Annotated in this window: 24 protein-coding genes; 20 read left to right on the forward strand and 4 right to left on the reverse strand. The window is 66.7% G+C overall.

Annotation, left to right across the window (positions count from 1 at the left end; genetic code table 11):
* Positions 1 to 24: 24 nt before the first annotated feature.
* From pgsA to AC1DZY_RS09535, 6 genes are read left to right on the forward strand one after another with little or no spacing between them, the layout of a single operon-like run.
* Positions 25 to 636, forward strand: coding sequence for a CDP-diacylglycerol--glycerol-3-phosphate 3-phosphatidyltransferase (gene pgsA, locus AC1DZY_RS09510; protein ID WP_476819864.1), 612 nt, complete (start codon positions 25 to 27; stop codon positions 634 to 636).
* A 41-nt stretch (positions 637 to 677) separates the two neighbouring features.
* On the forward strand, positions 678 to 929 hold the full coding sequence (gene moaD / locus AC1DZY_RS09515) for a molybdopterin converting factor subunit 1 (RefSeq protein WP_476820031.1): 252 nt from the start codon (positions 678 to 680) through the stop codon (positions 927 to 929).
* Positions 930 to 936: 7 nt separating this feature from the next.
* Positions 937 to 1,392 (forward strand): molybdenum cofactor biosynthesis protein MoaE, encoded by a 456-nt coding sequence (locus AC1DZY_RS09520; protein ID WP_476819865.1) that lies wholly within the window; start codon positions 937 to 939, stop codon positions 1,390 to 1,392.
* A gap of 4 nt (positions 1,393 to 1,396) precedes the next feature.
* Positions 1,397 to 2,464, forward strand: a complete 1,068-nt coding sequence (locus AC1DZY_RS09525; RefSeq protein WP_476819866.1) for a DUF1176 domain-containing protein — start codon at positions 1,397 to 1,399, stop codon at positions 2,462 to 2,464.
* Between the two features lie 21 nt (positions 2,465 to 2,485).
* Positions 2,486 to 3,535, forward strand: a complete 1,050-nt coding sequence (locus tag AC1DZY_RS09530) for a DUF1176 domain-containing protein (RefSeq protein WP_476819867.1) — start codon at positions 2,486 to 2,488, stop codon at positions 3,533 to 3,535.
* The gene (locus tag AC1DZY_RS09535) at positions 3,532 to 4,623 is read left to right on the forward strand and encodes a DUF1176 domain-containing protein (protein ID WP_476819868.1); all 1,092 of its coding nucleotides are present in this window, start codon (positions 3,532 to 3,534) and stop codon (positions 4,621 to 4,623) included. Before AC1DZY_RS09530 ends, AC1DZY_RS09535 begins: the two co-directional genes overlap by 4 nt.
* A gap of 125 nt (positions 4,624 to 4,748) precedes the next feature.
* Here the strand turns inward: AC1DZY_RS09535 and AC1DZY_RS09540 are convergent, their stop codons facing one another.
* The gene (locus tag AC1DZY_RS09540; RefSeq protein WP_476819869.1) at positions 4,749 to 5,636 is read right to left on the reverse strand and encodes a branched-chain amino acid aminotransferase; all 888 of its coding nucleotides are present in this window, start codon (positions 5,634 to 5,636) and stop codon (positions 4,749 to 4,751) included.
* A gap of 208 nt (positions 5,637 to 5,844) precedes the next feature.
* On the opposite strand from AC1DZY_RS09540, the gene AC1DZY_RS09545 reads away from it, so the two are divergent.
* The 3 genes from AC1DZY_RS09545 to AC1DZY_RS09555 all read left to right on the forward strand — a co-directional run bounded on the left by AC1DZY_RS09545 (position 5,845) and on the right by AC1DZY_RS09555 (position 8,631).
* Positions 5,845 to 6,342, forward strand: a complete 498-nt coding sequence (locus tag AC1DZY_RS09545; protein WP_476820032.1) for a MarR family winged helix-turn-helix transcriptional regulator — start codon at positions 5,845 to 5,847, stop codon at positions 6,340 to 6,342.
* Positions 6,343 to 6,448: 106 nt separating this feature from the next.
* Positions 6,449 to 7,177, forward strand: coding sequence for a response regulator (locus AC1DZY_RS09550; RefSeq protein ID WP_476819870.1), 729 nt, complete (start codon positions 6,449 to 6,451; stop codon positions 7,175 to 7,177).
* Complete coding sequence (locus AC1DZY_RS09555) at positions 7,174 to 8,631, forward strand: ATP-binding protein (RefSeq protein ID WP_476819871.1); 1,458 nt, start codon at positions 7,174 to 7,176, stop codon at positions 8,629 to 8,631. Before AC1DZY_RS09550 ends, AC1DZY_RS09555 begins: the two co-directional genes overlap by 4 nt.
* Before the next feature lie 64 nt (positions 8,632 to 8,695).
* Here the strand turns inward: AC1DZY_RS09555 and AC1DZY_RS09560 are convergent, their stop codons facing one another.
* On the reverse strand, positions 8,696 to 9,313 hold the full coding sequence (locus AC1DZY_RS09560; protein ID WP_476819872.1) for a TetR/AcrR family transcriptional regulator: 618 nt from the start codon (positions 9,311 to 9,313) through the stop codon (positions 8,696 to 8,698).
* Positions 9,314 to 9,432: 119 nt separating this feature from the next.
* Between AC1DZY_RS09560 and AC1DZY_RS09565 the strand changes: the two genes are divergently transcribed.
* The 3 genes from AC1DZY_RS09565 to yghU all read left to right on the forward strand — a co-directional run bounded on the left by AC1DZY_RS09565 (position 9,433) and on the right by yghU (position 11,786).
* Entirely contained in the window at positions 9,433 to 10,083 is a 651-nt protein-coding gene (locus AC1DZY_RS09565; RefSeq protein ID WP_476819873.1) for a peroxiredoxin-like family protein, read from the forward strand.
* A 98-nt stretch (positions 10,084 to 10,181) separates the two neighbouring features.
* Complete coding sequence (locus AC1DZY_RS09570; protein WP_476819874.1) at positions 10,182 to 10,886, forward strand: glutathione S-transferase family protein; 705 nt, start codon at positions 10,182 to 10,184, stop codon at positions 10,884 to 10,886.
* A gap of 21 nt (positions 10,887 to 10,907) precedes the next feature.
* Positions 10,908 to 11,786, forward strand: coding sequence for a glutathione-dependent disulfide-bond oxidoreductase (gene yghU, locus AC1DZY_RS09575; RefSeq protein ID WP_476819875.1), 879 nt, complete (start codon positions 10,908 to 10,910; stop codon positions 11,784 to 11,786).
* Between the two features lie 122 nt (positions 11,787 to 11,908).
* Here the strand turns inward: yghU and AC1DZY_RS09580 are convergent, their stop codons facing one another.
* Complete coding sequence (locus AC1DZY_RS09580; RefSeq protein WP_476819876.1) at positions 11,909 to 13,582, reverse strand: M28 family metallopeptidase; 1,674 nt, start codon at positions 13,580 to 13,582, stop codon at positions 11,909 to 11,911.
* Positions 13,579 to 15,336: a M28 family metallopeptidase gene (locus tag AC1DZY_RS09585; protein ID WP_476819877.1), complete on the reverse strand. Its 1,758-nt coding sequence runs from the start codon at positions 15,334 to 15,336 to the stop codon at positions 13,579 to 13,581. The genes AC1DZY_RS09580 and AC1DZY_RS09585 overlap by 4 nt, the downstream gene beginning before the upstream one ends.
* A 282-nt stretch (positions 15,337 to 15,618) precedes the next feature.
* Here AC1DZY_RS09585 and AC1DZY_RS09590 point away from each other — a divergent pair, with 282 nt between their 5' ends.
* The 8 genes from AC1DZY_RS09590 to AC1DZY_RS09625 all read left to right on the forward strand — a co-directional run bounded on the left by AC1DZY_RS09590 (position 15,619) and on the right by AC1DZY_RS09625 (position 25,903).
* A complete protein-coding gene (locus tag AC1DZY_RS09590) occupies positions 15,619 to 17,292 on the forward strand; it encodes an ABC transporter substrate-binding protein (protein ID WP_476819878.1) in 1,674 nt (557 codons plus the stop codon).
* A gap of 25 nt (positions 17,293 to 17,317) precedes the next feature.
* Positions 17,318 to 18,292 carry an ABC transporter permease gene (locus AC1DZY_RS09595; protein ID WP_476819879.1) on the forward strand — a complete coding sequence of 325 codons (975 nt, stop codon included), beginning with the start codon at positions 17,318 to 17,320 and terminating at the stop codon, positions 18,290 to 18,292.
* Entirely contained in the window at positions 18,279 to 19,199 is a 921-nt protein-coding gene (locus AC1DZY_RS09600; RefSeq protein ID WP_476819880.1) for an ABC transporter permease, read from the forward strand. The genes AC1DZY_RS09595 and AC1DZY_RS09600 overlap by 14 nt, the downstream gene beginning before the upstream one ends.
* Positions 19,200 to 20,207, forward strand: a complete 1,008-nt coding sequence (locus AC1DZY_RS09605; RefSeq protein ID WP_476819881.1) for an ABC transporter ATP-binding protein — start codon at positions 19,200 to 19,202, stop codon at positions 20,205 to 20,207.
* Positions 20,195 to 21,175: an ABC transporter ATP-binding protein gene (locus AC1DZY_RS09610; RefSeq protein ID WP_476819882.1), complete on the forward strand. Its 981-nt coding sequence runs from the start codon at positions 20,195 to 20,197 to the stop codon at positions 21,173 to 21,175. Before AC1DZY_RS09605 ends, AC1DZY_RS09610 begins: the two co-directional genes overlap by 13 nt.
* A 19-nt stretch (positions 21,176 to 21,194) precedes the next feature.
* Positions 21,195 to 21,965: an IclR family transcriptional regulator gene (locus AC1DZY_RS09615; RefSeq protein WP_476819883.1), complete on the forward strand. Its 771-nt coding sequence runs from the start codon at positions 21,195 to 21,197 to the stop codon at positions 21,963 to 21,965.
* A gap of 70 nt (positions 21,966 to 22,035) precedes the next feature.
* Positions 22,036 to 23,865 (forward strand): hydantoinase B/oxoprolinase family protein, encoded by a 1,830-nt coding sequence (locus tag AC1DZY_RS09620; protein WP_476819884.1) that lies wholly within the window; start codon positions 22,036 to 22,038, stop codon positions 23,863 to 23,865.
* Positions 23,852 to 25,903, forward strand: coding sequence for a hydantoinase/oxoprolinase family protein (locus AC1DZY_RS09625; RefSeq protein ID WP_476819885.1), 2,052 nt, complete (start codon positions 23,852 to 23,854; stop codon positions 25,901 to 25,903). The genes AC1DZY_RS09620 and AC1DZY_RS09625 overlap by 14 nt, the downstream gene beginning before the upstream one ends.

Below are 25,903 nucleotides of genomic sequence, written 5' to 3' on the forward strand. Positions count from 1 at the left end.
AACCACGCTGTTCTGGTATCCGTCGTGACGATATTTCCAGATTCGATCCGTCGGCGCGGCCCTTGGTCCCTGCCGAACCTCCTGACCTACGGCCGGATCCTCGCGATTCCGGCCCTGGTCGGCCTGTTGTTCTGGCCGCGCGACGACTGGGTTCGCTGGATCGCGCTCGCGGTCTATGTCGTCGCCGCCGTCACCGACTATCTCGACGGCTGGATCGCCCGGGCCTGGAGCCAGCAATCGGCGATCGGCCGTATGCTCGATCCGATCGCCGACAAGCTGCTCGTCTGCGCCCTGCTGCTGATGCTGGTCCACACCGAGACCATCAAGGGCTGGGCGGTCTGGGCCGCGATCGTCATCCTGTGCCGCGAAATCCTGGTCTCGGGACTGCGCGAGTTCCTGGCCGAGCTGAAAGTCTCCGTGCCGGTCTCGAAGGTGGCGAAATGGAAGACGACGGCGCAATTGCTGGCGCTCGGCTTCCTTGTCGCGGGCCCGGCCGGCGACAAGGTGCTGCCCGGCAACACGCAGATCGGCATCGTCATGCTCTGGATCGCGGCCGGGCTGACGATCTACACGGGCTGGGACTATTTCAACGCCGGCATCCGCCACCTCGTCGAAGAGGACATGCGCGCGCCATGACGACCGCGACTGCGAGCGACGTCACGATCGAGACCCGCACGCTGAAGCTGGTCTATTTCGCCTGGGTCCGCGAGCGCGTCGGCCTTGCCGAGGAGAGCGTCACGCCACCGCCCGGCACCGCGACCATCGCCGATCTCGTGGCGTGGCTGAAGACCCGCGACGAGGGTTACGAGGCCGCGTTCCACAACGAAAAGATCGTCCGCGCCGCAATCGACCACATGCATGTCAAGCCGGACGCCAGCATCGCAGGCGCCCGCGAAATCGCCTTCTTCCCGCCGATGACTGGCGGCTGAGCACCTGATGACCCCCGTCATCCGCATCCAGCGCGACGATTTCGACCTCGCCGCAGAGGTCGCGGCGCTGACCTTGGGACGGCGCGACATCGGCGCGGTCGTGACCTTCGCAGGCTTGTGCCGCGACGAGGGCGGCACGCTCGCCGCGCTCGAGCTGGAGCATTATCCCGGCATGGCCGAGGTCGAGATCGGCCGCGTCGCTACCGAGGCCGCCGCGCGCTGGCCGCTGTCGGGGCTGGTTGCGATCCACCGCTATGGCAAGGTGAAGCCGGGCGAGCAGATCGTCCTCGTCATCGCGGCCTCCGCCCATCGCCGCGCCGCTTTTGAGGCGGCCGAATTCCTGATGGATTATCTCAAGGCGCGCGCACCGTTCTGGAAGCGCGAGCATCGGCTCGACGGCTCGACCGGCGGCTGGGTCGAGGCCAAGGCGAGCGACGACGCCGCGGCGCAACGCTGGGAGTAGCGCGGTGAGACGCTGGGCCGGCCTGCTTCCAGTATTGGCGCTGGTCTCCGGCTTGCCCGCTCACGCGGCCGAGTTGAGCAACAAGGTCTTTCGCGACTGGGTCGCCGGCTGCGACAATCTCAACCTGTGCGTGGCGATGTCGCTGCCGGGCGAGGCTGCGCCAACGCAGATGGCCTATCTCCGGCTCGAACGCAAAGCCGGCCCGAATGCAGCGCCCAAGCTCGTCATCAACCTGCGCGACGACGCCAAATTCGAGAGAAGATACGCAGCTGAACTGAGCCTGGACGGCACGCCCTTCCCGACAGCCGGACGCCGGTTCGACGGCACCTCCTGGGGCGACGAAACCGGCGAGATCGAGCTGTCGAGCGACGACATCGCGGCGCTGATCGCCTCCGCACGCAAGGCGGAAAAACTGGAGCTCCGCTTCGACGACAAGCGCTTCACCATCTCGCTCGCGGGCGCGGTCGCGGCGCTGCTCCTGATCGACGAGCGGCAGGGCCGGCTCGGCACCGTCGATGCCCTCATCCGCAAGGGCGGCGCACCCGCGACAAGCGTGCCGCCGGAGCCGAAAAAGCCGGTGATTGGCGTGCGGGCGACCGACACGCTGCCCAAGATCGACGCGAAGGCGGCCAGGGCGCTGACGACGGCGTTGCGCGCACGGGTCAAAGCAGAGCCTTGCGGCGATCTTGAGAGCGTCAACACCAACGAGGACAGGGTCTTTCCGCTCGACGCGACCCACAGGCTGATCGCCCTGCATTGCGGCCTCGGCGCCTATAATTCCGCGACGGGTTACTGGATCGCAGGCGGCAATTCCGGCGCGAACGCCAGGCCTGCCAGCTTTCCGGGCCGGAAGGACAACGTCCTGGTCAACACGGATTTCGACCCCCGCACGACGGAGATCAGCTATTACGGCAAGGATCGTGGCGTCGGCGATTGCGGCAGCGCGGGCGGCTATGCCTGGACCGGATCGGCCTTCGTGGTGACGAGGCTGAGCGCCATGGAGGTCTGCCGGGGCCTTCCGCCGGACGAGTGGACGACGCTGTTCCGCAGCGAGATCAGGGTCATGAAATAGCCCATGCGGAGGAGGAACGCGATGCGCGCACTGCAGGGTGTCCTGCTCGGCCCGGCGCTGGTGATGGCATTCGTCAGTGCGGCCAAAGCCGACAGCAAGGGTTTCCGCGACTGGCTTGCGGCTTGCGACAACGTGAAGAGCTGCACGGCGCTGTCGCTGCCAGCCGAGGGCGGCGACGATGTCGCTTACCTCAGGCTGACGCGCCCGGCCGGGCCGGCCGGCGCTCTCGCACTGGCGATCCGGATTCGCGCCGAGACCCTGAAGGCTCCGCTGGACATCGCGCTCGCGCTCGACGGAGCGGCGTTTCCCGCGGCCGGCAGGCGCTTTGCGGCGACCATCGCCGATGGGGCCGACGCGACGATCGCGCTGCCGCCCGCAGACGCTGAGGCCCTGATCGCCGCCGCCCGAAAGGCGACGAAACTGACGGTGGCGATCGCCGGCAAGAGCCTCGACATCTCGCTTGCCGGCTCGGTCGCCGCGATGCTCTGGATCGACGAGCAGCAGGGACGGCTCAACACGACATCGGCGCTGATCCGCAAGGGCCCGGGCACGGCCGTCCCCGCCGCGCTGCCGCTGCCGAGCGTGCCGGCGACCGTGACGAAAGCGCCCGCGATCGCCGCTGCCGCCGGTAAAGCGCTGACCACGGCGCTGCGCCGGCAGGTCAACCGCCGCAATCCCGATTCCTGCGAGGACGATCTCGCCGGGATGGATCAGGTCTGGCCGCTCGACGCCGGCCTGCGCCTTGTCGGTCTCGCCTGCTCGCGCGGTGCCTACAACCTCTCGACATACTTCTGGATCGTGCCCGGAAGCGGCATCGCCAAGGCCAGCAAGGCTGGCTTCGACGAGCTCGCCGACAACGTGCTGGTCAACGCCGACTACGATCCGGCAACCGGCCGGCTCGGTTATTTCGACAAGGCGCGCGGCATCGGGGATTGCGGCGTTCAGGGCGCCTATAGCTGGACCGGCTCGGGTTTTGCCATCCTTGAGCGTTCGGAAATGGGCGAATGCCGGCAGATTCCGCCCGATGACTGGCCGGTGACCTATCGCGGCACGCAGAAGACCGTGCCATGAGCCGACGATCCTCCGCGCAAGGTTCGGCCATCGCGCTTTGCCTCGCCGCTCTCGCCTGCACGCCCGCCCCGGCAGCCGAGCCGGCAAGCAAGCTCTTCCGCGAATGGATCGCGGGTTGCGACAACCTCGGAAGCTGCGTGGCCCAGTCCATGCCGGCCGAGGGCGCGAGCTTCGCCGGGATGCTGAGGCTGGAGCGCAAGGCGGGAGCGGCCGCCGAACCCAGCCTGAGCCTGATCCTGAGGGCCGACACGCTGAGGGAAGCTCCTCCCGTCGCCATCAGTATCGACAGCCAGCCCTTCCCGGCATCCGGCCAGACGCCGGCGGCCACGATCGTCGACCTCGAAACGGCCAGGGTCACTTTCTCCGCCGAGCAGACGCTGACGCTGATCGAGGCGGCGCGCAAGGCGACAGCCGTGCAGGCCACCATGGCCAAGATACGCTACGACGCCTCGCTCTCGGGGGCTGTCGCCGCCTTGCTCTGGATCGACGAACAGCAGGGCCGGCTGGGGACGGCCGACGCACTGATCCGCAAGGGCGCGAATCCCGCGACCCAAGCTCCGCAGGCGAAGCCGCTGCCGGTCGTGACGACGATGCCGACGGCCGGTCTGCCGGCCCTGACGCCGGCCCGCGTCAAGGCAATGACAACAGCCCTGCGCGCCCGCGTGGCGAAAACCGACCCGGACTGCGAGGACACCGAATCCTTGCGGGAGATGGACCGCGCCGTAGCGCTCAGCCGCAGCGAAAACCTCGTCATGCTGTCCTGCTTCGGCGGAGCCTACAACTACGCAACCGGCTTCTGGATCATGCCCGGCGCGGATGCCGGCAAGGCGCGCAAGCTCGCTTTCCAGAGACCCGGAAAGCCGACCGGAAACCGGCTGATCAACGCCGAATACAGCCCCGAGACGGGCAAGCTCGAATTCAATGAGAAAGGGCGCGGCCCCGGCGATTGCGGCAGCCTCGGCGTTTATGCCTGGACCGGCAAGGATTTTGTGCTGACGGGCTACGAGGACATGCCGACCTGCCGTGGCCTGCTGCCCGGCGACGACTGGCTGGTGCTCTGGCGCAGCGAGGTCAGGGTCGGGAAGTAGCGCTGGCCACATCCGTCATGGTCGGGCCTGCCCCCACCATCCACGTCTTCCGTGGTCGGGCGCTGTGACGAAGATGTCATGCTCGCCACAAGGGCGAGCATGACGATTGAGATCGAGGCTGGTGCTCAGGCCGCCTTCTTCCCCGGACGCACCGCGTCGGAGTAATCCTCCATGATCACCCGGCCCATATTGCCGGTGATGAAGGAATAGGGGCCGATTTCGGAGACAAGCGTCACCTCGGCGGCGGAGCCGGTGATGAAGCATTCGGCGAAGCCTTCGAGCTCCTCGGGCCTGATCCGGCGCTCGATCACCTCGAAGCCGCGCTTCCTGCACTGCTCGATCACCGACTGGCGGGTCAGGCCGTTGAGGAAGCGGTCGGCGAGCGGGGTGTGGATCACGCCGTCCTTGATGAAGAAGATGTTGGCGCCGGTGCACTCGGCGACGTTGCCTTCCCAATCGAGCATCATCGCGTCGGCATAGCCGGCCCGCTCCGCCTTGTGCTTGGAGAGCGAGCAGATCATGTAGAGACCCGCAGCCTTCGCATGGACCGGCGCGCAGGCCGGATCGGGCCTGCGATACTCGGCGACATCGAGGCGCACGCCCTTCAGCTTCTGCGCCATGTCGAACATCGACGGCCATTCCCAGACCGCGATCGCGGTGTGGATCGTGTTGTTGATGCCCGAGACCGCCATCATCTCCGAGCCGCGCCAGGCGACCGGGCGGATATAGGCGTCCTTCAGGCCGTTCTCCTTCAGGCACAGCGCCTTGGCGGCGTCGAGCTCCTCGACCGACCAGGGGATCGTGAAATCCATGATCTCCGCCGATTTGTGAAAGCGCTTCGAGTGCTCGGTGCCCTTGTAGATGACGCCGTCATAGGAGCGCTCGCCCTCGAACACGCAGGAGCCGTAGTGCAGGCCATGGGTGAGTACGTGCACCTTGGCGTCCTTCCACGGCACGAGCTTGCCGTCGAACCAGATGACGCCGTCGCGCTGGTCGAAAGGAATGACTGACATGGTGCTTCTCCTTGGACGTCTTTCCTTGGACGTCGTTCTAAGCCCTCAACACCGCCATAGCGGCGCTTGCGGCGCAAGCCTGGACCGAATAATGCGCAGCGACGGTCAATTGCGACATATTCCGTCGCCAAGCGCGCTTGACCGGTAATCTTGCGTCTGAGATATGTCAACATCACTGACGTATACGGAGATGAATTTCGTGGCGGACATGCACGCAGGGCAGATCGACACGACGCGGCTGGCCGCGGCGACGGACGCTGTGCCGCATGATCTGATCGAGCTTTTGTTCTTCGCCTATCGCGATTTCGTCGGCGATCCCGACCGCATCCTCGCCGATTACGGCTTCGGCCGGGCCCATCACCGCGTCCTGCATTTCGTCCAGCGCCGGCCGGGCCTGACCATCGCCGAACTGCTCGACATCCTGCAGATCACCAAGCAGAGCCTCAACCGCGTGCTGAAGGAACTGGTCGAGACCGGCTTCGTCGAGCAGCGCACCGGCGTGCAGGACAAGCGCCAGCGCCATCTCCACACCACCGCGGCCGGCCAGGAGCTGGCGTTGAGACTCGTGCAGCTGCAGGCAAAACGCATCAATGCGGCGCTCGGCGACGTCGGCGCCGAATCGGGCGAGACCATCGCGCGCTACCTCAAAGGGTTGATCGACGCCGCCGAACGCCACAAGGTGCAAGCCTTCCTCGCCACGCGCTGAGCCTTGATCGGGGCTGGCGGCGGGCGACACATCGCCGTCGCCATGCCGCGCCAGGGTCAATGCCTCGGCCATACAGGCGACGCTAGGGACAGGGATCGATCAGCCGATGGCCGCCGCTGCCTTGCGCAAGCCGCTTCCCGACGAAGCCCCACACATCCTCGTGGTCGATGACGACCGCCGCCTGCGCGACCTGCTGGCGCGCTTTCTTGGCGACAACGGCTACCGCGTCACCACCGCCGCCAACGCCGCCGAGGCTGATACGCGGCTGGGCCAGCTCGTCTTCGATGCGCTCGTGCTCGACATCATGATGCCCGGCGAGAACGGCTTTGATTTCGCCAGGCGCTTCCGTGTCGATTCAGCCCTGCCGATCCTGATGCTGACCGCGCGCGCCGACTCCAAGGACCGCATCAACGGCCTCGAAATCGGCGTCGACGACTATCTCGCAAAACCGTTCGAGCCGCGCGAATTGCTGCTAAGGCTCGGCAACATCCTGAAGCGCACCGTGCTGGTCGACGCCGCGCAATCGGGCACGCGGCCCGATTTCGTGCGCTTCGGCCCGTTCATCTACGGGCTGGCGCGCGGCGAACTGCGCAAGGGCGAGGAGGCGATCCGCCTCACCGAGCGCGAGCGCGAGATCCTGACCGCGCTGGCGACAAGCCCAAGCGAAGTCGTGCCGCGCGAGCAGCTTGCGGCGCAGGGCACCGCCGGCAACGACCGTACCGTCGACGTCCAGATGAACCGCCTGCGCCGCAAGATCGAGCGCGACCCGGCCGACCCGCTCTATCTCCAGACCGTGCGCGGCGTCGGCTACCGCCTCGTCACGGATCGCGCATGACGCCGCTCCAGCCCGTCGACCGGAAAGGCCGGCTCGGCCGGTTCGCCGGCGCGGGCCTGGGCCGGGCGGTCTCCGCCGCCGCGCAATGGCGCTCGCGCCTCAACCGCGCGCTCAGGCCCGTCCTGAAATTCGTCGGCCGGCCGCTGCAGGCGGTGGCGCGCTACATGCCCAAGGGGCTTTATCCCCGTGCGCTGGTCATCGTGATCGCGCCGGTGGTGCTGCTGCAATCGGTCATCGCCTATGTCTTCATGGAAAGGCACTGGCAGACGGTGACGCAGCGCCTGTCGTCCGCCGTCTCGGCCGACATCGCAGCCGTGATCGACGTTTATGAAAGCTATCCACAGGACGCCGACGCCAGCGTCCTCTCCCGGATCGCAGCCGAACGGCTCGGCATGGACGTCGATATCCTGCCTGATTCCGACCTGCCGGCGCCTGGACCCAAGCCGTTTTTCTCGATCCTCGACAACGCGCTCTCGACCGAGCTCAGCCAGCAGGTGGCGCGGCCGTTCTGGCTCGACACGGTCGGCCGCTCCAGCCTGATCGAGATCCGCATCAAGCTCGGTAAGGACGTGATGCGCGTGCTGACGCGGCGCAACCAGGCCTATGCCTCCAACAGCCACATCTTCCTGCTCTGGATGCTGGGCACATCCATGATCCTGCTGACGATCGCCGTGCTGTTCCTGCGCAACCAGATCCGCCCGATCCTCAAGCTCGCCGACGCGGCCGAGGCCTTCGGCAAAGGCCGCGACGCCGAGTTCCGGCCGCGCGGCGCGCGCGAGGTCCGGCGCGCCGGCAACGCCTTCATCGAGATGAAGCGCCGCGTCGAGCGCGCCATCGGCGAGCGCACGACGATGCTCAACGGCGTCAGCCACGATCTGCGCACGATCCTGACCCGCTTCAAGCTCTCGCTCGCCTTGCTGGAGCGCTCGTCCGAGATCGATGCGCTCGAGAAGGACGTCGACGAGATGAGCCGCATGCTGGAGGACTACCTCGCCTTCGCGCGCGGTGATGCCGGTGAAGCGGCGGTCGAGACCGACATCCGCGCTCTGCTGGAGGAGCTGAAGGCCGATGCCGAGCGGCAGGGCCACCAGACCGAACTGGAAGTCGTTGGCGACCCGCTCGTCGTGATCCGGCCCGATGCCTTCCGCCGCCTGCTGACCAACCTCGTCTCGAATGCCGCCCGCTATGGCGACCGCATCGCGATCCGCGCCACGCATGACGCGCGCTACCTCATCGTCATGGTCGATGATGACGGCCCGGGCATCGCGCCCGAACAGCGCGAGGAGGTGTTTCGCCCGTTCTTCCGGCTGGACGAGGCCCGCAACGTCGATTCAGGCGGCACGGGGCTGGGCCTCGCCATCGCCCGCGACATCGCCCGCGCCCATGGCGGAGACATCATCCTGGCGGATTCAGCCCTGGGGGGATTGCGGGCGACGGTGAGGTTGCCGGTTTAGGCCGTGGCGGGGCGTCAAGCACGGGACCGGCGCCGCTGCCTGATACCGGACATGGGTTGGTTGGCTACTGCGCGATAGGCTCCGCCGCCGCCGGAGCCTTATCCGCGGCCAAAAACGCCAGCGCAGGCCTGACCACCCCTTCGAGCAGGGCCCGGTCCGGCCGCACCCGCGCGAGGACGCGAACGCCCATCAGCACGCCGAGCAGGTGCCGCGCCAGATCATCGGCCGTCTGCGACAAGGTGATCGAGCCATCCGCCTGACCCTGCCTGACATGGCGCAGGAAGAAGGCCTCCATGCGCAAAAGGACGCCAGCCACGACGTCCCGGAACATCGGATCGTCAGGCGCGACGTCGAGCGCCGCATTCACCAGCATGCAACCCTTGTTTTCGGTGTCTTCAAGCGATCGTCTCACAATCTCGCCGAGGAATGCCTCGATCGCCGCGCGAGGCTCCATGCTCTCACAGCGCCCGATACGCTCGCCGATGCTGCGCTCGACGTAATGGTCGAGCGCACGCTGATAGAAGGCGCGCTTGTCGCCGAACGCATTGTAGAGGCTGGCTCCGGTCACGCCGGTGTTCGCTATCAGGTCGCGGATCGATGTCGCCTCGTAGCCGCGGCTCCAGAAGCACTGGACCGCCGCATCGAGCACGGCTCCCTCGTCGAATTCCCTTGGCCTGCCCATCCCGATCCCTGCCGAGAGCATCTTGCCTTTGAAGGCGCCTCATGTATTTTAGAACAATCGAACTAAAATACAAGTCGGCGTCCTCTTCGGGTGCTGCGGCGGCGGAAGGGACTTCGCTCATGAGCCTCGAACAGGAACTCGCGGCGTTCAAGGCCGAGTTCATGCGGATCGCGCCGGCAGGTCGTCCTGCCTTGTACGAGGCCAAAATCGAAGAGCTCCGTGCATCATTCGCCCGAGAAGAGGCAATCGGGCTGGGTGCGAACGCCCCGGGCTTCGACCTGCCCAACGCCAGCGGCGGCCGCGTCCTGCTCGGCGACCTGCTGCAATCGGGGCCGGTCGTGCTGACCTTCTACCGCGGCGGCTGGTGTCCCTATTGCAATATCCAGCTCCGCGCCTACCAGGCGATCCTGCCGGAGATTGCCGAGACAGGCGCGCGTCTGCTCGCTGTTTCACCCCAGAGTCCCGACGCTTCGCTCAGCACGGTGGAGAAGAACGCGCTGACGTTCGACGTGCTCAGCGACGTCGGCAACGCCGTCGCGCGTTCCTACGCGCTCGTCTACGCCTTGCCAGACGAACTGCGCGATGCGCTGCGCTCGAACGGCAAGGCGCTGCCGACGATCAATGGCGATGAGAGCTGGGAGCTTCCGGTTCCGGCAACCTATGTCATCGGCAAGGATGGGCGGGTCGCGCTCGCCTTTCTCGACGTCGATTATCGCAATCGCCTGGAGCCCGAGGCAATCCTGGCGGCACTTCGCACCGCAGGCCACTAGGCCATGGCCGATGCCGAGGCCTTCACCGCGGCCGCCATTTCGCCCGGAGCCCGCGGCCACGGCATGGCCGATCAAGCCCCGACACAAAGGAAATCGCGATGATCCGCTTCTATTTCCATCCGACGCCGAACCCGGCGAAGGTCGCATTGTTCCTGGAGGAAACCGGCCTGCCCTATGAGGCGATCGCCGTCGACACCAGCAAGGGCGAACAGCACGCAGCCTCGTTCCGGGCGGTCAATCCCAACGGCAAGGTGCCCGCGATCGTGGATACGGAAGGGCCAGGCGGCCGCGAGGCGCGGGTCTTCGATTCGACGGCCATCCTGATCTACCTCGCGGAGAAGACCGGGCGGTTTCTCGGTAAGGCCGACGACAGGCCGGAGTTGCTCTCATGGCTTTTGTTCATCGCGTCGGGCCTCGGTCCGTTCTCGGGACAGGCCGTGCATTTCCAGTTCGCCGCCCCCGAGGGTCTCGACTATGCGGTGAACCGCTACCGCCGCGAGGCCGAGCGCCACTATCAGGTCCTTGAAGACCACCTTGAGGGGCGGACCTATATTGTAGGCGAGACATACACGATCGCCGACATATCCGCCTGGGGCTGGCTCGACCGCGCCTCGCGCGTACTCAAGGGGGCCGAGGATCCGCTGGCGCCGTTCCCCAACCTCAAGCGCCTGTTCGACATGGTCGAGGCGCGACCGGCCGTGGCCCGTGCGCGCGAGGTCGGCAAGGACCATCCGTTCAAGCAGGTTCGCGACGAAGAGGCCAAACGCGCGCTCTTCCCGTCGAATTTCCCGCCCGCAGCCTAACCGTCCCTCCGGAGCACGATCATGACCGACAGCACTGAATACGTCCCGCCCAAAATCTGGACCTGGGACAAGGCCAGCGGCGGCAGATTCGCCAACATCAACCGGCCGATCGCCGGCGCGACCCAGGACAAGGAGCTGCCCATCGGCAAGCATCCGCTGCAGCTTTATTCGCTGGGCACGCCGAATGGCATCAAGGTCACGGTCATGCTGGAGGAGCTGCTGGCGCTTGGCCATAGCGGCGCCGAATACGACGCCTGGCTGATCAAGATCGGCGATGGCGATCAGTTCGGGTCCGGTTTTGTCGAGATCAATCCCAACTCCAAGATTCCGGCAATGATGGACCGCAGCGGGCCAAAACCCATCCGCATCTTCGAATCCGGCGCGATCCTGATGCATCTCGCCGAGAAGTTCGGCGCCTTCCTGCCGACGGAGCCGGCGGCGCGGGCCGAGACGCTGTCCTGGCTGTTCTGGCAGATGGGCTCGGCGCCCTTCCTCGGCGGCGGCTTCGGCCATTTCTACGCCTACGCACCGACCAAGCTCGAATACCCGATCAACCGCTACGCCATGGAGGTGAAGCGCCAGCTCGACGTGCTCGACCGGCGTCTTGCCGACAACGAATTCATCTCCGGCAAGGACTACACCATTGCCGATATGGCGATCTGGCCCTGGTATGGCGGGCTGGTGAAGGGTTGGCAGTACGGCGCGGCCGAGTTCCTCGCCGTGCAGGACTACAAGAACGTCGTCCGCTGGGCCGACCAGCTCTTCGCCCGGCCCGCAGTGGCCCGCGGCCGAATGGTCAACCGTACCTCAGGCGAGCCCTCGAGCCAGTTGCACGAGCGTCACGACGCCGGCGATTTCGACACGAGGACGCAGGACAAGCTTGTCGGGACGACAGCCTGACGCTGGCCGGCAAGCGCGTCCTGACCACGAAGGATCGAGCGGCATGGGCTACGCCCTCGCGAAACCGTCGTGGCAAGGGCCGGCAAGGAGCAGTCAACGGGCGGTGTTGGGCCCAAACAGGTTCAACCCGCCTTGACTGCCGCCTCGGTCTCTTCGAGCGCGCTCAGCAGCCGGTTCCTCGCGCGGAGCGCCCCGACCATCGCGAACCGGGACGCGTCTGAGCCCGGGGGTGCGGCCGCGAGCGCGCGGAAGCCGTCGAGCACGGGCCAGGCATTTTGCGGCAGCGCCGCATCATGGTCGAAGCGGTCGCCCCGCGTGTAGTCGACAGGGACCAGCGCCCGGCAGGCGCCTATCAGCGCAGTATTACGCTTGGCGCAGCCGACCTCGTCGGTCGGCCGGTTTTCGGCGAGGACATCGAACGCGGCGCGGGTCCTGGCGAGCGCGGTCTCCACCGGACCGAGAAAATCGGCGTCGAGCGGCCTGATCGCCGCGAGTTCCCGCGCCAGCGCGTCAAGCTCCTCCGCCGGATCGATCGGCAGGACCGGATCGGTCGCCAGCCGCCACATCGTATGCAGCACGATACGCGTGTCGCGAATGAGGAAATCCCGGTTGATCTTGTCGAGCAGGTCCTCCGGCGTATGCCACCACCAGCCGAGCGCGTGGCGCATTTTCTCCTGGCCCGCCGATTGGTGGCTGATCGTGCCGTAGATGGAGGGGATGCCGATGCCCCAGAAGGATTGGTCGCTGGAACGCGAGGGTCGCTTGCCGAGATGTTTCTGCCCGGCCTCGGCTTCCGTCGCATCGCGGGCGAGCCCGGCCAGCGCGGCGACCACGCCATTCTCGCCACAGACGGTGGCGCCGACGCCACCGGTCGAATCGACGTTCACATGGGCAGCGCAACGTCGGTCGAGGTCGCGCCAGTTGAGATCGGCGTACCAGGCCGAGCCGGAATAACGGCCATGCGAATGGCCCGACCAGAAGCAGATCCGGACATTGCGCCGCAGTTCCGATTTCCGCCCGACGAGAACGCGCGCAGTCTCCAGCATGGTGGCGTTGGCGCTGCCATTGTCCATCACGCCATAATACCAGGTGTCGTGATGGCCCGACATCAGCACGAAAGGTGCGTCCTCTCCTGCCGCTGCATCGATATCGGCAACGAGGAGCGGGATCTTGCGCCAGCGCGTATCGACGACGGCGTGAAGCGTCACCTCCAGCGCCGCTATCGCCAGCGCCTTGCGCAGGGCGGCGCCATCGGCCGCCGTGATGGTGCAGACCACCGCTGTGGGCATTGAGCCGATCGTCGCGCCGGACGGATTGCCCCAGACCGGCGAGATGCACATCTCATGGACATGCTCGTGATGGCTGACATGCAGCAGGCCGGCGGCTCCGGCAGCCTTGGCCCGTGCCGCCACCGCCGGGCTGGCGATGCCGTCCACCAGAGCGATCCTGCCCTTGCAGTCGTTGGCGGCGAATTCAGCTTCGCTGCCGCCGCCGAGATCGACGAGCGACGCGGTGAGTCCGCCGGGCGGCGAATTCAACGAGAATGAGTGCGTGATGCAGGTGAGGTCGCGCCCGAGCGCTTCGACGTGAGCGGCGCCCGGCAGGCTGATATAGCCATCGTGCGACAGCAGTTCCGTCCGGCAGCCATAGGAATCGAGGCAGCGCCGCAGGTAGTGGACGCTCTCCAGTTCCTCCGGCGTTCCCGACAGCTTCACCCGTCTGGCGAACTCGACGCAATGCGCCATCAGGAGATCGCCATCGACGCCGCCCGCGACCTGCGAGGCGGTGGCGGTCATGCCATCGCTCCCTCGACGACGCGGCGGGCCGCGGTCATGGCGGCGACATAGCGGTTCTGGCCGCGCATCAGTTCGACGGCGGCGTAGCGCTGCATGTCGGCCGGCATCGACGCGATTTCGGCCGCGACGGCAAGTGTCGGCAGCGGCGGAACCGTATAGGCCGGGTCGTGGCGGAAGCGCGGCTCGCGCGTGTAGTTGATCGGCACCAGCGTGCGCGACAGGTCGCGCAACGCCTCGTTCTTCTTCGCAGCGGGGGCGGGCGAACTGGCCAGCTTTGCGAGCGCGGATTTCAGGGCCTGCGTGACCTCGCGGGCCGGTGCAAGATCGGCCATGCCCTTGGCGGCCGCCTCGTAACGGTCGATCGTGCCGAGGAACTCGTCGCAGGTGGCGTCCCAGGCGAAGGGCAGTTCGCGGGCATTGGCGATGCGCAGCGCCGCCAGCATGTAGATCTTCATGTCGGTGAGGAGGTTGTCGCGATCGGCGATCTCGATCGTATCGTTCTCGGTGTGCCAGGCGATGTTCGCCCCGCAGCCGGAGACGTCGTAGTAGTTCTTCTCGTGCCTTAGCGCCTCCGGCATGGTCGAGGACAGCATGAACAGGCTCGGCAGACCGATATTGTTGAAGGAGTAGTCGCCGGCCTGCGGCGGACGCATGATCTTGATGTCCGCCTCGGGAACGATGTCGCGGATCACCCCGGTGGCGAGTTCAGCGCTTTCCGAAAACGCCCTCGTCTCGTGGTAGCTCGTCGCCCAGCGGCAGCCGGGGCTGTCGCAGTTGATCTGGGCGAGGCAATGGGCGTCGAGTTCGAGCGCGTAATGGTCGGTGAACCAGGTCGAGCCGGCATAGCGGCCGGTGGAATGGCCGGGCCACCAGGCGAGCCAGACCGAGCGGTCGAGCTCGGCCCGGTTCTGCCAGAACACGCGCGCGAGTTCGAGCAGCGTCGCATCGCCTGTCGCATTGTCGCCGACGCCGACGTCCCAGCTGTCGTAATGGCCGTGGACGAGCACAAAATCCTTCGACGCGCCCGCGCCGGGAATCTTGGCGACCGGGACCTTCTGCTTGAACCAGCCCTCCTGCATCTCGGTGAAGATCGTCACCTCGCTGCCGGCATCGGCCAGCGCCATCAACTCGCGCCCGTCGAGATTGTTGACCGCAACGACCGGAATCTTCGGCTTGCGCGGCAGGTCGGAGAGATCGGGCGAACCCCAGATCGTGGTGCAGGTGCCCCAGTGGATGTCGATGCCCGGGTTGACCGCGATCAGACCGACGCCGCCCCACTCCTCGATCAACGAGGTCAATGCCGGATTGCCGAAGCCCGACATCACGACGATCTTGCCGCCGACCCTGGCCTTGACCTCTTCGACCGACTTGATCGAGCCGCCGAAGAGCGTGGCGATGTCGCGGTTGTAGCTGCGCAGCGCCTTGGGGTTCGCTTCAAGCCTGACCAGCGGTGCGGTGAGCCCGCCCGGCACCGACAGCGTCGAGGATGGCGGCTTGGCGCGGAAGCTCTTGCCCCCCGAGTTCTTGCCGCCCGCCTTCACCGAGGCCGAAAGCGGGATCGACAGATAGATTTCCGGCTCATGCACCTCGACTGGAACGCCCAGCGCCTTCAGCCGGTCGACGAAGACGTCGGCGCTGGCATTGACATCCTCGGGCAGCCAGCGCGGCATGGTGGAGAAGGTCTCGACCAGCTTCCATGGCTCGTCGATCGTGATCTTGTCGAGGAACCGACGTTCGGCACTGCTCACGGCCATGAGGCTTCTCCGCTGCGACGCCATGAAGGATGGCGTCCGTCACAACAATGAACCGGCGTTTCAGGAGCGTCAACGCGGTTCCCGAGGCGATTGTTTGAGCATAAATCGGCTGCTTCAGCCGTAAATCGCGGCATTATGCGTAAATTTTGGAACCATCCCCGAATTCGCAGGAAATTGACGGCCTGCCTCCTTGTCAGTTTTTGAAACATCGGTTTAGCTGACCGATGCGATGTTCCAGCGCCTCGATTTTCGAGGCTGGGCGATCAATTCAGGAGGTCGGCCGTGCAGTCAGCCAGGATCACCCGTCGTTCGCTTCTTGCTTCGGTCGCCGCCATCTCGATGACGCGCCCGGGTTTCGCCGCCGACCCCGGCGACCCCATCCGCAAGCTCGTTATCGTCTCGGCGGCGCAGGCGAGCGACCCGCAGGAATTCCAGGCGGCGCAGCTTCTCGCGCAATCCTGGCGTCAGCTGGGGCTCGACATCGAGGTGCGCGGCCTGCCGCGCCCGCAGCTTTCGGCGCTGGTCTGGAACACGCGCGAGAAGTGGGACATGACGATGTGGCGCATGGTCGGCCGGCCCGAGCGCAGCGACCCCGACGAGCTGACCTACAACCTCTTCAACCCGTCGACGGCGGCTACCGGCTACAACTTCGTCAACTACATCAACAAGGACTACATGGCGGAAGCCGAGGCGCAGCGGGCCGAGCTCGACAAGACAAAGCGTCAGCAGATCGTGTTCAAGACCCAGGAGCTGATCGCCAAGGATCAGCCCTACATCTTCCTCGTCCACCCCAAGAACGTCTTCGCCTTCGACAAGACGGTCTGGGACGAGACGACCTTCATCGACCAGCCCGGCATCGGCGTGCGCTCGTTCTGGACCTTCCTGCGCGTCAAGCCGATGAGCGCGCAGAAGGACATGATCTCGAACGCCTCCGAGGCGATGGTCGCGATCAACCCGCTCTACATCAGCGGCGCGATCGACAGCTGGGTCACCGAGTTGATCTGGGACCGGCTGATGCGGATCGACGCCAACGGCCTGCCCGCGCCCTGGGCGGCTGAGAAGATCACCTATGTCGACCCCGTCACCATCGACGCCACCATCCGCGCCGGCCAGAAATGGCATGACGGCAAGCCGCTGACGGTGGACGACGTCGTCTTTTCGTTCGAGGCGCCGAATTTCGGCAACAAGTCGCCGATGTACAAGCCGTTCGTCGCCAGCATCAAGACGGTGAAGGCGATCGACGATAAGACGGTGCGCTTCACCCTGACCGCGCCGAGCGCCGCCTTCGAGGCCTCGACGCTGGCCAAGATCAACCTGATCCCGAAGCATGTCTGGGAGCCGATCCTCAAGAATCTGGAGAGCAAGCCGGAAAACGCCGAAACCGTGCAGGAGCCGCTGCCGATCGGATCTGGCCCCTTCAAGGTCGCGCGCTTCAAGCTGCAGGAAGAGATCGTGCTGGAGGCCAATCCCGATTATTGGGAGAAGCCCAAGATCGATCGCTGGATCCTGCGCGTCGTCACCAATACCGGCGCGACGCTCGGCATGCTCGGCCGCGGCGAGATCAATTTCCTCTCCGACTATCGCGGCGACCCGGCGATCCTTGCCGATTTCGCCAAGCAGAACGCCAAGATCAACGTCGTCTCGACGACGGATATGGGCTTCCGCTTCCTCGCGCCGAACCAGCGCAGACCGCCCTTCGACGATGCGGCGTTCCGGCGCGCACTGTCGATGGCGACGAACCGCCAGCTCATGGCCCAGGCCGCCTGGAACGGCTATGCCGAGCCGGCGAACTCGATCATCTCGCCAGCCCTGAAATTCTGGGCCAAGCCCGGCATCAGCGACATGAAGCCTGACCTCAACGGCGCGAAGAAGGCGCTGGAGGATGCCGGCTATGTCCTGGTCGGCAGGAAGCTTCACTACCCCAAGGGCGTGAAGGAAACGACGCAGGGCGAATAGCGGCCGACCGCGCGAGGCAGCTGCCATGGCCTATTTTATGCGCCGCATCGTCCACATGCTCGTCGTGCTGTGGGCGATCGCGTCGATCCTCTTCTTCCTGTTCCGGCTGATGCCCGGCGATCCGACGATCGCCCAGCTCGACCCGACCTTCACCGAGGACCAGCGCCTGCAGGTCATGGCGCAGTTTGGCCTCGATAAGCCGCTGTCGGAACAGTACCTGATCTATATGCGCAACCTGGCGCAGGGCGAGTTCGGGCTGTCGTTTCGCCAGCGCCAGCCGGTCGCCGGTCTGGTGCTTGCCGTGCTGCCGAATACGATATTTCTGACGCTGGGCGCGCTCATCGTCGCCTATGCCTTCGGCGCGATCTTCGGCGCCTTCCTGGCCTGGCATCGGGGCTCCTGGTTCGAGCGGATTTCCGTCCCGATCGTGCTGATGACGCGCGCCGCGCCGGAGTTCTGGCTTGGCATGCTGGTGCTGTCGGTCTTCGCCTTCGGTCTGAACTGGTTTCCGTCCGGCGGCGCGAATATCGCCGGCGCCCGCTACACCTCGGAATGGGACCGGATCTTCTCGCTCGACTATCTGCGCCATCTGGCGCTGCCGGTGCTGACGCTGGCGATCTATCTGCAGGGCCTGCCGGTCCTGCTGATGCGCTCGAACATGCTGGAGGTCATGCGCGAGGAATTCGTCACCATGGCGCGGATGAAGGGCCTGCCGGAGCGCACCATCATCCTGCGGCATGCGGCCCGCAACGCCCTGCTGCCGCTGGTGACGGCGTTCGCGCTGGGCTTCGGCCAGTCGGTCGGCGGCAATGTCGTGATCGAGAGCGTGTTCAGCTGGCCGGGACTCGGCCGGATGCTGGTCGATGCCGTCGCCAGCAGCGACTATCCGCTGGCCCAGGGGGCCTTCCTCGCCATCGCCACCGTGCTCGTTGTGATGAACTTCATCGCCGACCTGCTCTACAGCTGGCTCGATCCGCGGGTGGGCGATGGCGGTCATTGAAGCAGGCGCCAATGTCGCCGTCGCGAAGCCCAGACCCAAGGCGCCGGGGCTGATCGCGCGCACGCTGCAGCACATGCTGCGACACCCGTCAGCCCTGATCGGGGTGTCTATCTATCTGATCTTCCTGATCATAGCGATCTGCGCCGACATGATCGCTCCCTATGATCCGACGGAGATCCTGTTCCGGGACGATGGCCGCCTCGCCGCCTCGCTGCCTCCGGGCGCAGGCCATTGGCTCGGCACCACCAATCTCGGGCGCGACGTCTTCTCGCAGCTGGTCATGGGGGTCAGGCCCTCCTTTTTCGTCGGCATCACCGCCGCGGTCGCGGTCGCGACGATCGGCAGCATCGTCGGCCTGCTAGCGGGCTATCTCGGCGGCTGGGTCGACCGCAGCCTGATGCGGTTTGCCGATCTCGTGCTCGGGCTGCCCTTCCTGCCCTTCGTCATCGTGCTGGTGGCGTTGATCGGGCCGAGCCAGCGCAATGTCGTCCTGGCGGTCGCGATCCTGCTCTGGCCCAACGCCGCGCGCGTGATCCGCGCCCAGGTGCTGACGCTGGCGCAGAGGCAGTTCATCGAGGCCGCGCGCGTCACAGGCGCCAGCGAGTGGCGCATCATGCTGGTGCATATCGCGCCCAATATCGTGCCGCTGTCCTTCCTCTACGGCTCGATCGCGGTCGGTTGGGCGATCCTGACCCAGGCGAGCCTGAGCTTTCTTGGTTTTGGCGAGGCCGACATCATCTCCTGGGGCACGATGCTGCAGGATGCCTACGCCTCGCAGGCGCTCGACCGGCAGCAGTTCTTCTGGTTCATCCCGCCGGGTATCTGTCTCGTTCTGGTCGTGCTCGCAGGCTTCCTGATCAGCCGCGGCTATGAGGAACTGCTGTTCCCCAAGCTTGGAGAGGGCTGAATGGGCGCGCTGCTCCAGATCGAGAACCTCTCGGTGTCCTATCGTCGCGGCGGCACGACGATCCAGGCTGTCGACTCCGTCGATCTGGAGGTGCCGGCTGCGACCATGCTCGGCCTCGTCGGCGAATCCGGCTGCGGCAAATCCACGCTCGCCCGCGCCATCATGGGCGTGCTGCCGGGCAACGCACGGATTGCGGGCGGGCGCGTGGAACTTGCCGGCGAGGAGCTCATACCCTCGACGGAGGCGCGGCGGCGCGAGCGGCTCTGGCGCGAGATCTCCTTCGTGCCGCAGACGGCGATGAATGCGCTCGATCCGGTCTATCGGCTGCGCGACCAGATGCGCGAGGTGCTGTGCTCGCGCGGCGGGTTCTCGAAGGCTGCCTCCGATGAGCGGGCGGCGGAACTCTTCCGCGCCGTCGGGCTCGATCCGCGCCGGCTGATGGATTTCCCGCACCAGTTCTCCGGCGGCATGCGCCAGCGCGCGGCGATCGCGCTGGCGCTGGCGCTCAACCCCAAGCTGATCATCGCCGACGAGCCGGTGACGGCGCTCGACGTCATCGTGCAGCGGCAGGTGCTGGACACGATCCGCATGCTCGGGCGCGATCTCGGCCTCTCGGCAATCGTGGTGACGCACGACATCAGCGTCGTCGCCTATCTCTGCACGCTGACGGCGGTGATGTATGGCGGCCGGATCGTCGAATTCGGCACGACGGCGGAGCTCGTCGGCGCGCCGTCTCACCCCTATACGATGGGGCTGATGAACGCCTCGCCCGACCTGAAGGCGCGCATCGACATGCTCGTGCCGATCGAGGGTGCGCCGCCCGATCTTTCCGACCCTCCTCCCGGCTGCCGCTTCGCCGCGCGCTGCCCCTTCGCCTTGCCGCTATGCCGCGAGGTCTCGCCCGACATCATCGAGATCACGACCGGGCACAAGGTCGCGTGCCACCGCGCAGGCGAGGCGCCGGTGCTGCGCGAGCGCGCCAGGGAGGCGCAGACATGGAGCGCCTGATCGAGGCCCACGGCCTGTCGAAGCATTTTCCGGTGAACCGTTCGCTGACGCAGATGCTGCGCGGCCAGCGGCCGCTGGTGCGCGCCGTGGACGGGATCGACCTCGCCATCGACCAGGGCGAGAGCGTCGGTCTCGTCGGCGAATCCGGCTCCGGCAAGACCACGGTAGGCCGGCTGCTGCTGCGTCTGACCAAGGCCACCGGCGGGCAGTTGAGCTATCGCGGCGAGCACCTCGACGCGATGAAGACCCCACGGCTGAAGACGTTCCGGCGGCAGGCGCAGCTCGTCTTCCAGAACCCGTTCGACGCGCTCAACCCGCGCTTCCCGATCCGGCGCATCGTCGCCGAGCCGCTGGTCAATATGGGCGTTCCGAAGGACGAGCATGCCGACCGCGTCGCGGAAAGTCTCAGACTGGTCGGCCTCGCCGAGCCGCAGCGCTATCTCGACAGCCTGCCGCACCAGCTCTCGGGCGGGCAGTTGCAGCGCATCGTGATGGCGCGCGCGCTCGTCATCGGGCCTGAATTCCTCGTCGCCGACGAACCGGTCTCGATGCTGGACGTCAGCGTGCGCGCCGGCATCCTCAACCTGCTGCGGGACCTGAAGGCGCGGCTTTCGCTGACCTCCTTCACGATTTCGCACGACCTGACGCTGGTCCGCTACATCTGCTCGCGCACGATCGTGATGTATCTCGGCCGCATCGTCGAGCAGGGCCCGACCGAGGAGATCATCCAGCGACCGGCGCACCCCTACACCAGGGCGCTGATCGCCGCCGTGCCGACGCCCGATGTCGACCAGTCCCGTGACGCCCTGCCGATCTCGGGCTCGATCGGCAATGCCTTGCATCCGCCGCCCGGTTGCCGGCTTTGCGACCGCTGCCCCCATGTCTTCGACCGCTGCAGGGCGGAAGAGCCCCGCCTTGTCGAGGTGACACCGGGCAGATACTCCGCCTGCCATCTCCACGCCGCATGAGCCGGAATGCGATCACCTTATGACCTACATCATTTCAGCCGTTGACCGCGCCCTGCAGGTCCTCGAGATCGTCGCCGAGAACCAGAATATCGGCCTGTCCGAGCTGGCGCGCCTCAGCGGCACGACCAAGACCCTCGCCTTCCGGATGGCCACCACGCTTGAGGCGCGCGGCTTCCTGATGAAGGACCCGGGCGAGAAGACCTATTCGCTCGGCTACAAGCCGCTCTATCTCTCCGAGCAGGTGCAGTACCAGTCGCCGCTGGTGAAGGCGGCCAACCCGGTGCTCGACGATCTGGCGGCGCGCACCCGCGAGAATGTCAGCCTGCATGTCCGCGAGGGCTTGGGAACGGTCTGCCTCGCCATCCGCCAGTCGCCGCAGCCGATCCGGCTTTATGCCGAACTTGGCCGGCCCGGCCCGCTGCATGTCGGCGGCAGCCCCAAGCTGCTGCTCGCCTTCGCGCCGAAGGAGGTGCGGGAGGCCGTGCTGGCAAGCGAGCTGGAGGCCTTCACCGCATCGACCGTGGTCGATCCCAGGCGCCTTGGCGCCATTCTCGATCGCATCCGCGCCGATGGCTATAATATCAGCCATGGCGACCTCGATTTCGGCGCCTTCTCGGTGGCCGCGCCGATCCACGACTATGCCGGCCGCGTCATCGCCTCGGTCTCCGTCGCCGGGCCGCAATCGCGGCTGACCGAAGACCTCGAAAGCTTCTACGTCCGCCTCCTTCTGGAAGCGGCGGCCGAGATTTCGACAAAGCTCGGCTGGCTTCCGCAAGCCGCAGCCGAATAGCAGGCGAGAGAAGACCGCCCGGCCATGACAACCGCCGATCAATCGGCTTCCGGCAGCGAAAGGGACAGGCATGCTTCGAACTGACGAAATGCGCCCCGGTTCGACCCCGACTGCGCCGGGTCCGCTCTGCGACCCGGTGACGCTCGAAATCGTCCGCGGCGCCATCCGCGCCGTGCAGGCCGAGATGGAAGCGCTGATCGAGCGGACGGCGATCTCCGCCTTCATCCGCGAGAAGAAGGACTTCTATACCGGCCTTTTCGATGCCGATGGCGTCATGGCCGTTGGCTCGAACGTGCCGGTCTTCGGCGACATGACCGGGCCGGTGATCCGCGACTTTCCGCTGGAGACGATGCGGGAGGGCGATCTCTACTGGTACAATGACTGTTATGGCAGCCGTGGCGCCGTCTCCCATTCCAACGATCAGGTGCTGATCGCGCCGGTCTTCCACAAAGGACGCCGCTGCGCCTTCGTGATGTGCTGGGCGCATTTCGCCGATATCGGCGGCATTCGCGCCGGCTCGATCAGCCCGGACGCCACCGACATCTTCCAGGAAGGCATCATCGTCCCGCCGACGAAACTGAGCGATGCTGGCGTGATCAACGAGGCTACTCTGACGATCTTCCACCGCAATTCCCGCTTTCCCGAGCAGAGCCTCGGCGACATGCGCGCGCTGATGGCGGCCAACGCGCTCGGCGTGAAGCGCTTCAGCGAACTCGTGGCGCGCTTCGGCCCGGATGTCGTCGCCGACGCGCTGCGCCAGCTGCTCGACCGGACACGGGCGCTGGTGCGCCAGAAGCTGGCCGAGACCTTCGACTACGGCACTCACTCCTTTACCGATGCGATCGATTCCGACGGGCATGGCCATGGCCCGTTCAAGATCCGCTTCGCGCTCACCCGCGAAAAGACCGCGTCGGGCGACCGCTTCATCTTCGACGCCACCGGCACCGACGACCAGGCGCCGGGGCCGGTGAATTTCCTGATGAATCCGGGCGTGCCGGGCATGGCGCTGGGGCTTTATTATCTCGGCGGCGACCCCGGCCAGGTCTGCAATGCCGGCGGGCCACAGGCACTCGACGAGGTACGCCTGCGTGAGGGCTCGCTGCTCTGGCCGACATTCCCCGCCCCGCTCGGCATGCGCGGCCTGACGATGATGCGCGTGCTCGCCGGCATCAACGGGCTGATCAACACAGCCGGCGGCGGCGCGCCGGCCTCGCATTCGGCCTATGTCATCACCTTCATACGCGGCCGTTTCCGCACCGAAGCCGGAGAACTGCAGGGCTTCCTGATGTCGGACGGGCTCGGCGTCGGTTACGGCGCGCGCCCCTTTGCCGATGGCATCGACGCGGTTTATTTCGTCGCACAGGAGAACTATCCGGTCGAATTCCTCGAGGCCGGCTATCCGGTCGTTCTGCGCCAATATGGCGTGGTGCAGGATTCCGGCGGAGCCGGCCGCTATCGCGGCGGCTGCGGCATCGTGCGCGAATACGAGATCCTTGCCGAGGAGGCGAATTTCGCGGTCCGCATCGACGGCATCAAGAATCCGCCATGGGGCATTGCCGGTGGCCGCAGCGGTGGCGTCGGCGGCGTCACCCTCAACCCCGGCACGGCAAACGAGAGGACGATCCCGCCACTGTCGGACGGTACAAAACTGAAGCGCGGCGACATCCTGCGAATCGAAACCGGCGGCGGCGGCGGCCGTGGCCATCCCTTCGACAGGCCGCCGGAAGCGGTGCTGGAGGATGTGATGGGCGGCTTCGTCGGCATCGAGGCGGCAGCCGGGCTCTATGGCGTCGCCATAGCCGGCCGGCGCGTCGACGAGGCAGCGACCTCCATACTGCGCACGAACCGCCCCGAGACCCGCGCTTTTCATCGCAACGAGTATGTCGATGTCCTCTCCTGAGCCCGGCCTTTCGGTCGCCGTCGATATCGGCGGCACCTTCACCGACGTCGCGCTGCATGATGCCGTGAGCGGCAAGGTGTGGCGCGCCAAGACGCCGAGCGTGCCGAGCGACCCCTCGCTCGCCTTCATCGCCGGCGTCAGGCTCGCGCTCGAAGACGCAGGCCGCGAGGCGGTAGAGCTCGACCGCGTACTGCACGGCACCACCGTCGCAACCAACATGATCCTGGAGGGCAAGGGCGCCCGCGCCGCGCTGGTGACGACCTCCGGCTTCCGCCATGTGCTTTCGATCGGCCGGCAGGATATTCCGCGCAAGGCCAACCTCTACGCCTGGATCAAGCCGGAGCGCCCGGTGCCGCCCTCGCGCACCTTCGAAATCGTCGAGCGCATCGGCCCCGGTGGATTGGTCCTGACGCCGCTCGACGAGGACAGCGTACGCGCCGCCGCGCAGACCTGCCGCGAACTCGCGGTCGAGGCGGTGGCGATCTGCCTGCTGCATTCCTTCGCCAATCCGGCCCATGAGTTGCGCGTGGCCGAGATCTTCCGCGAGATGCTGCCCGGCGTCGCCGTCACGGCCTCGGTCGATGTGCTGCCGGTGGTGCGCGAATATGAGCGCACGCTTGCCACCGTGCTGAACGCGGTGGTGATGCCGGGCGTCTCCACCTATGTCGCACGGCTGGAGCAGCGGCTAAAGGACGAGGCGGTTGCGGCGCCGATCCTGCTGATGCAGTCCAATGGCGGCGTGGCGGGCGCGTCGGTGATCCGCCGCGCGCCGGCACTGACTGCGCTGTCTGGACCCGCTGCAGGCGTCGTCGGCGCGCGCGACGTCGCGGCCGCCTGCGGCATCCACGACATCCTGACCGTCGATATCGGCGGCACCAGCGCCGATATCTGCCTGATCAAGGACGGCAAGATCAACCTGACGCAGCAGGGCCAGATCGGCGACTGGCCGCTGCCGCTGCCGATGGTCGACATGGTCACGATCGGCGCGGGCGGCGGCTCGATCGCGCGGATCGAGAACGGCGCGCTGCAGGTCGGCCCGCAAAGCGCCGGGGCAGAACCCGGCCCGGCCGCGTATGGGCGCGGCGGCACGCTGGCCACCGTGACGGACGCCCATGTCGTGCTCGGCCATTTGCCGGCGCGCCTGCTCGGCGGACGCATGGCGCTCGATGTCGCCGCCTCGCGCCGCGTCGTCGAGAACGAGGTCGCCAGGCCGCTGGGCTTGTCGGTCGAAGCGGCGGCGCGCGGTATTTTGCAGATCATCGACAGCCATATGGTCGGCGCGCTGCGCATCGTCTCGGTGGAGCGCGGGCATGATCCGCGCGACTTTACGCTGGTGCCTTTCGGCGGCGCCGGTCCGTTGCATGGCTGCGCGCTCGCCGATCTGCTCGGCATCGAGCGCGTCATGATCCCGCCCGCACCCGGCGTGCTCTGCGCCGACGGGCTGCTCGTCGCGAGCCTCAAGGCCGAGTTCAGCCGCACCCTGCCGAAGGCGGGCGCAATCGATGCGGGCGTCGCGAACGCGATCTTCGCCGAACTCGAAACGCAAGCCGCCGCATGGCTGGAATCGGAAGGCGTCGCGCCGGAGCGGCAATTGCGCCAGTCCGTGGCGCTGATCCGCTATCACGGCCAGGGCGGCGAGATCGCGGTTGCATGGCAGGGCACGGCGGAGGCCGCCGAACGCGCCTTCGAGGACGCGCATCGCGGCCTCTACGGCTTTGCGCTGACCGCCCCGGTCGAACTGGTGACGCTGCGCATCGAGGCCGCCGGCACCATGACTCCGCCGGCAAAGCAGACGCTGCCGGCCGGCACGGGTGCGCAGCCGGCCGAGAGTTTGCGACTCGAACGACCGGGTGGCGCGGCGCAGGCGCCAGGCTATGAACGGGCGTCGCTGGGAGCCGGGGATCGCTTCGCAGGCCCGGCCATCGTCACCCAGCTCGACGCCACGACCTTGCTGCCGGAGAGCTGGTCGGCGGCGGTCCATGAATCGGGCGCGCTGCTGCTGACCAAGAATCCGGCCGCAACGGCCCGGGGAGCCTGA

This window comes from Allobosea sp. P2_A10 (assembly GCF_056405115.1).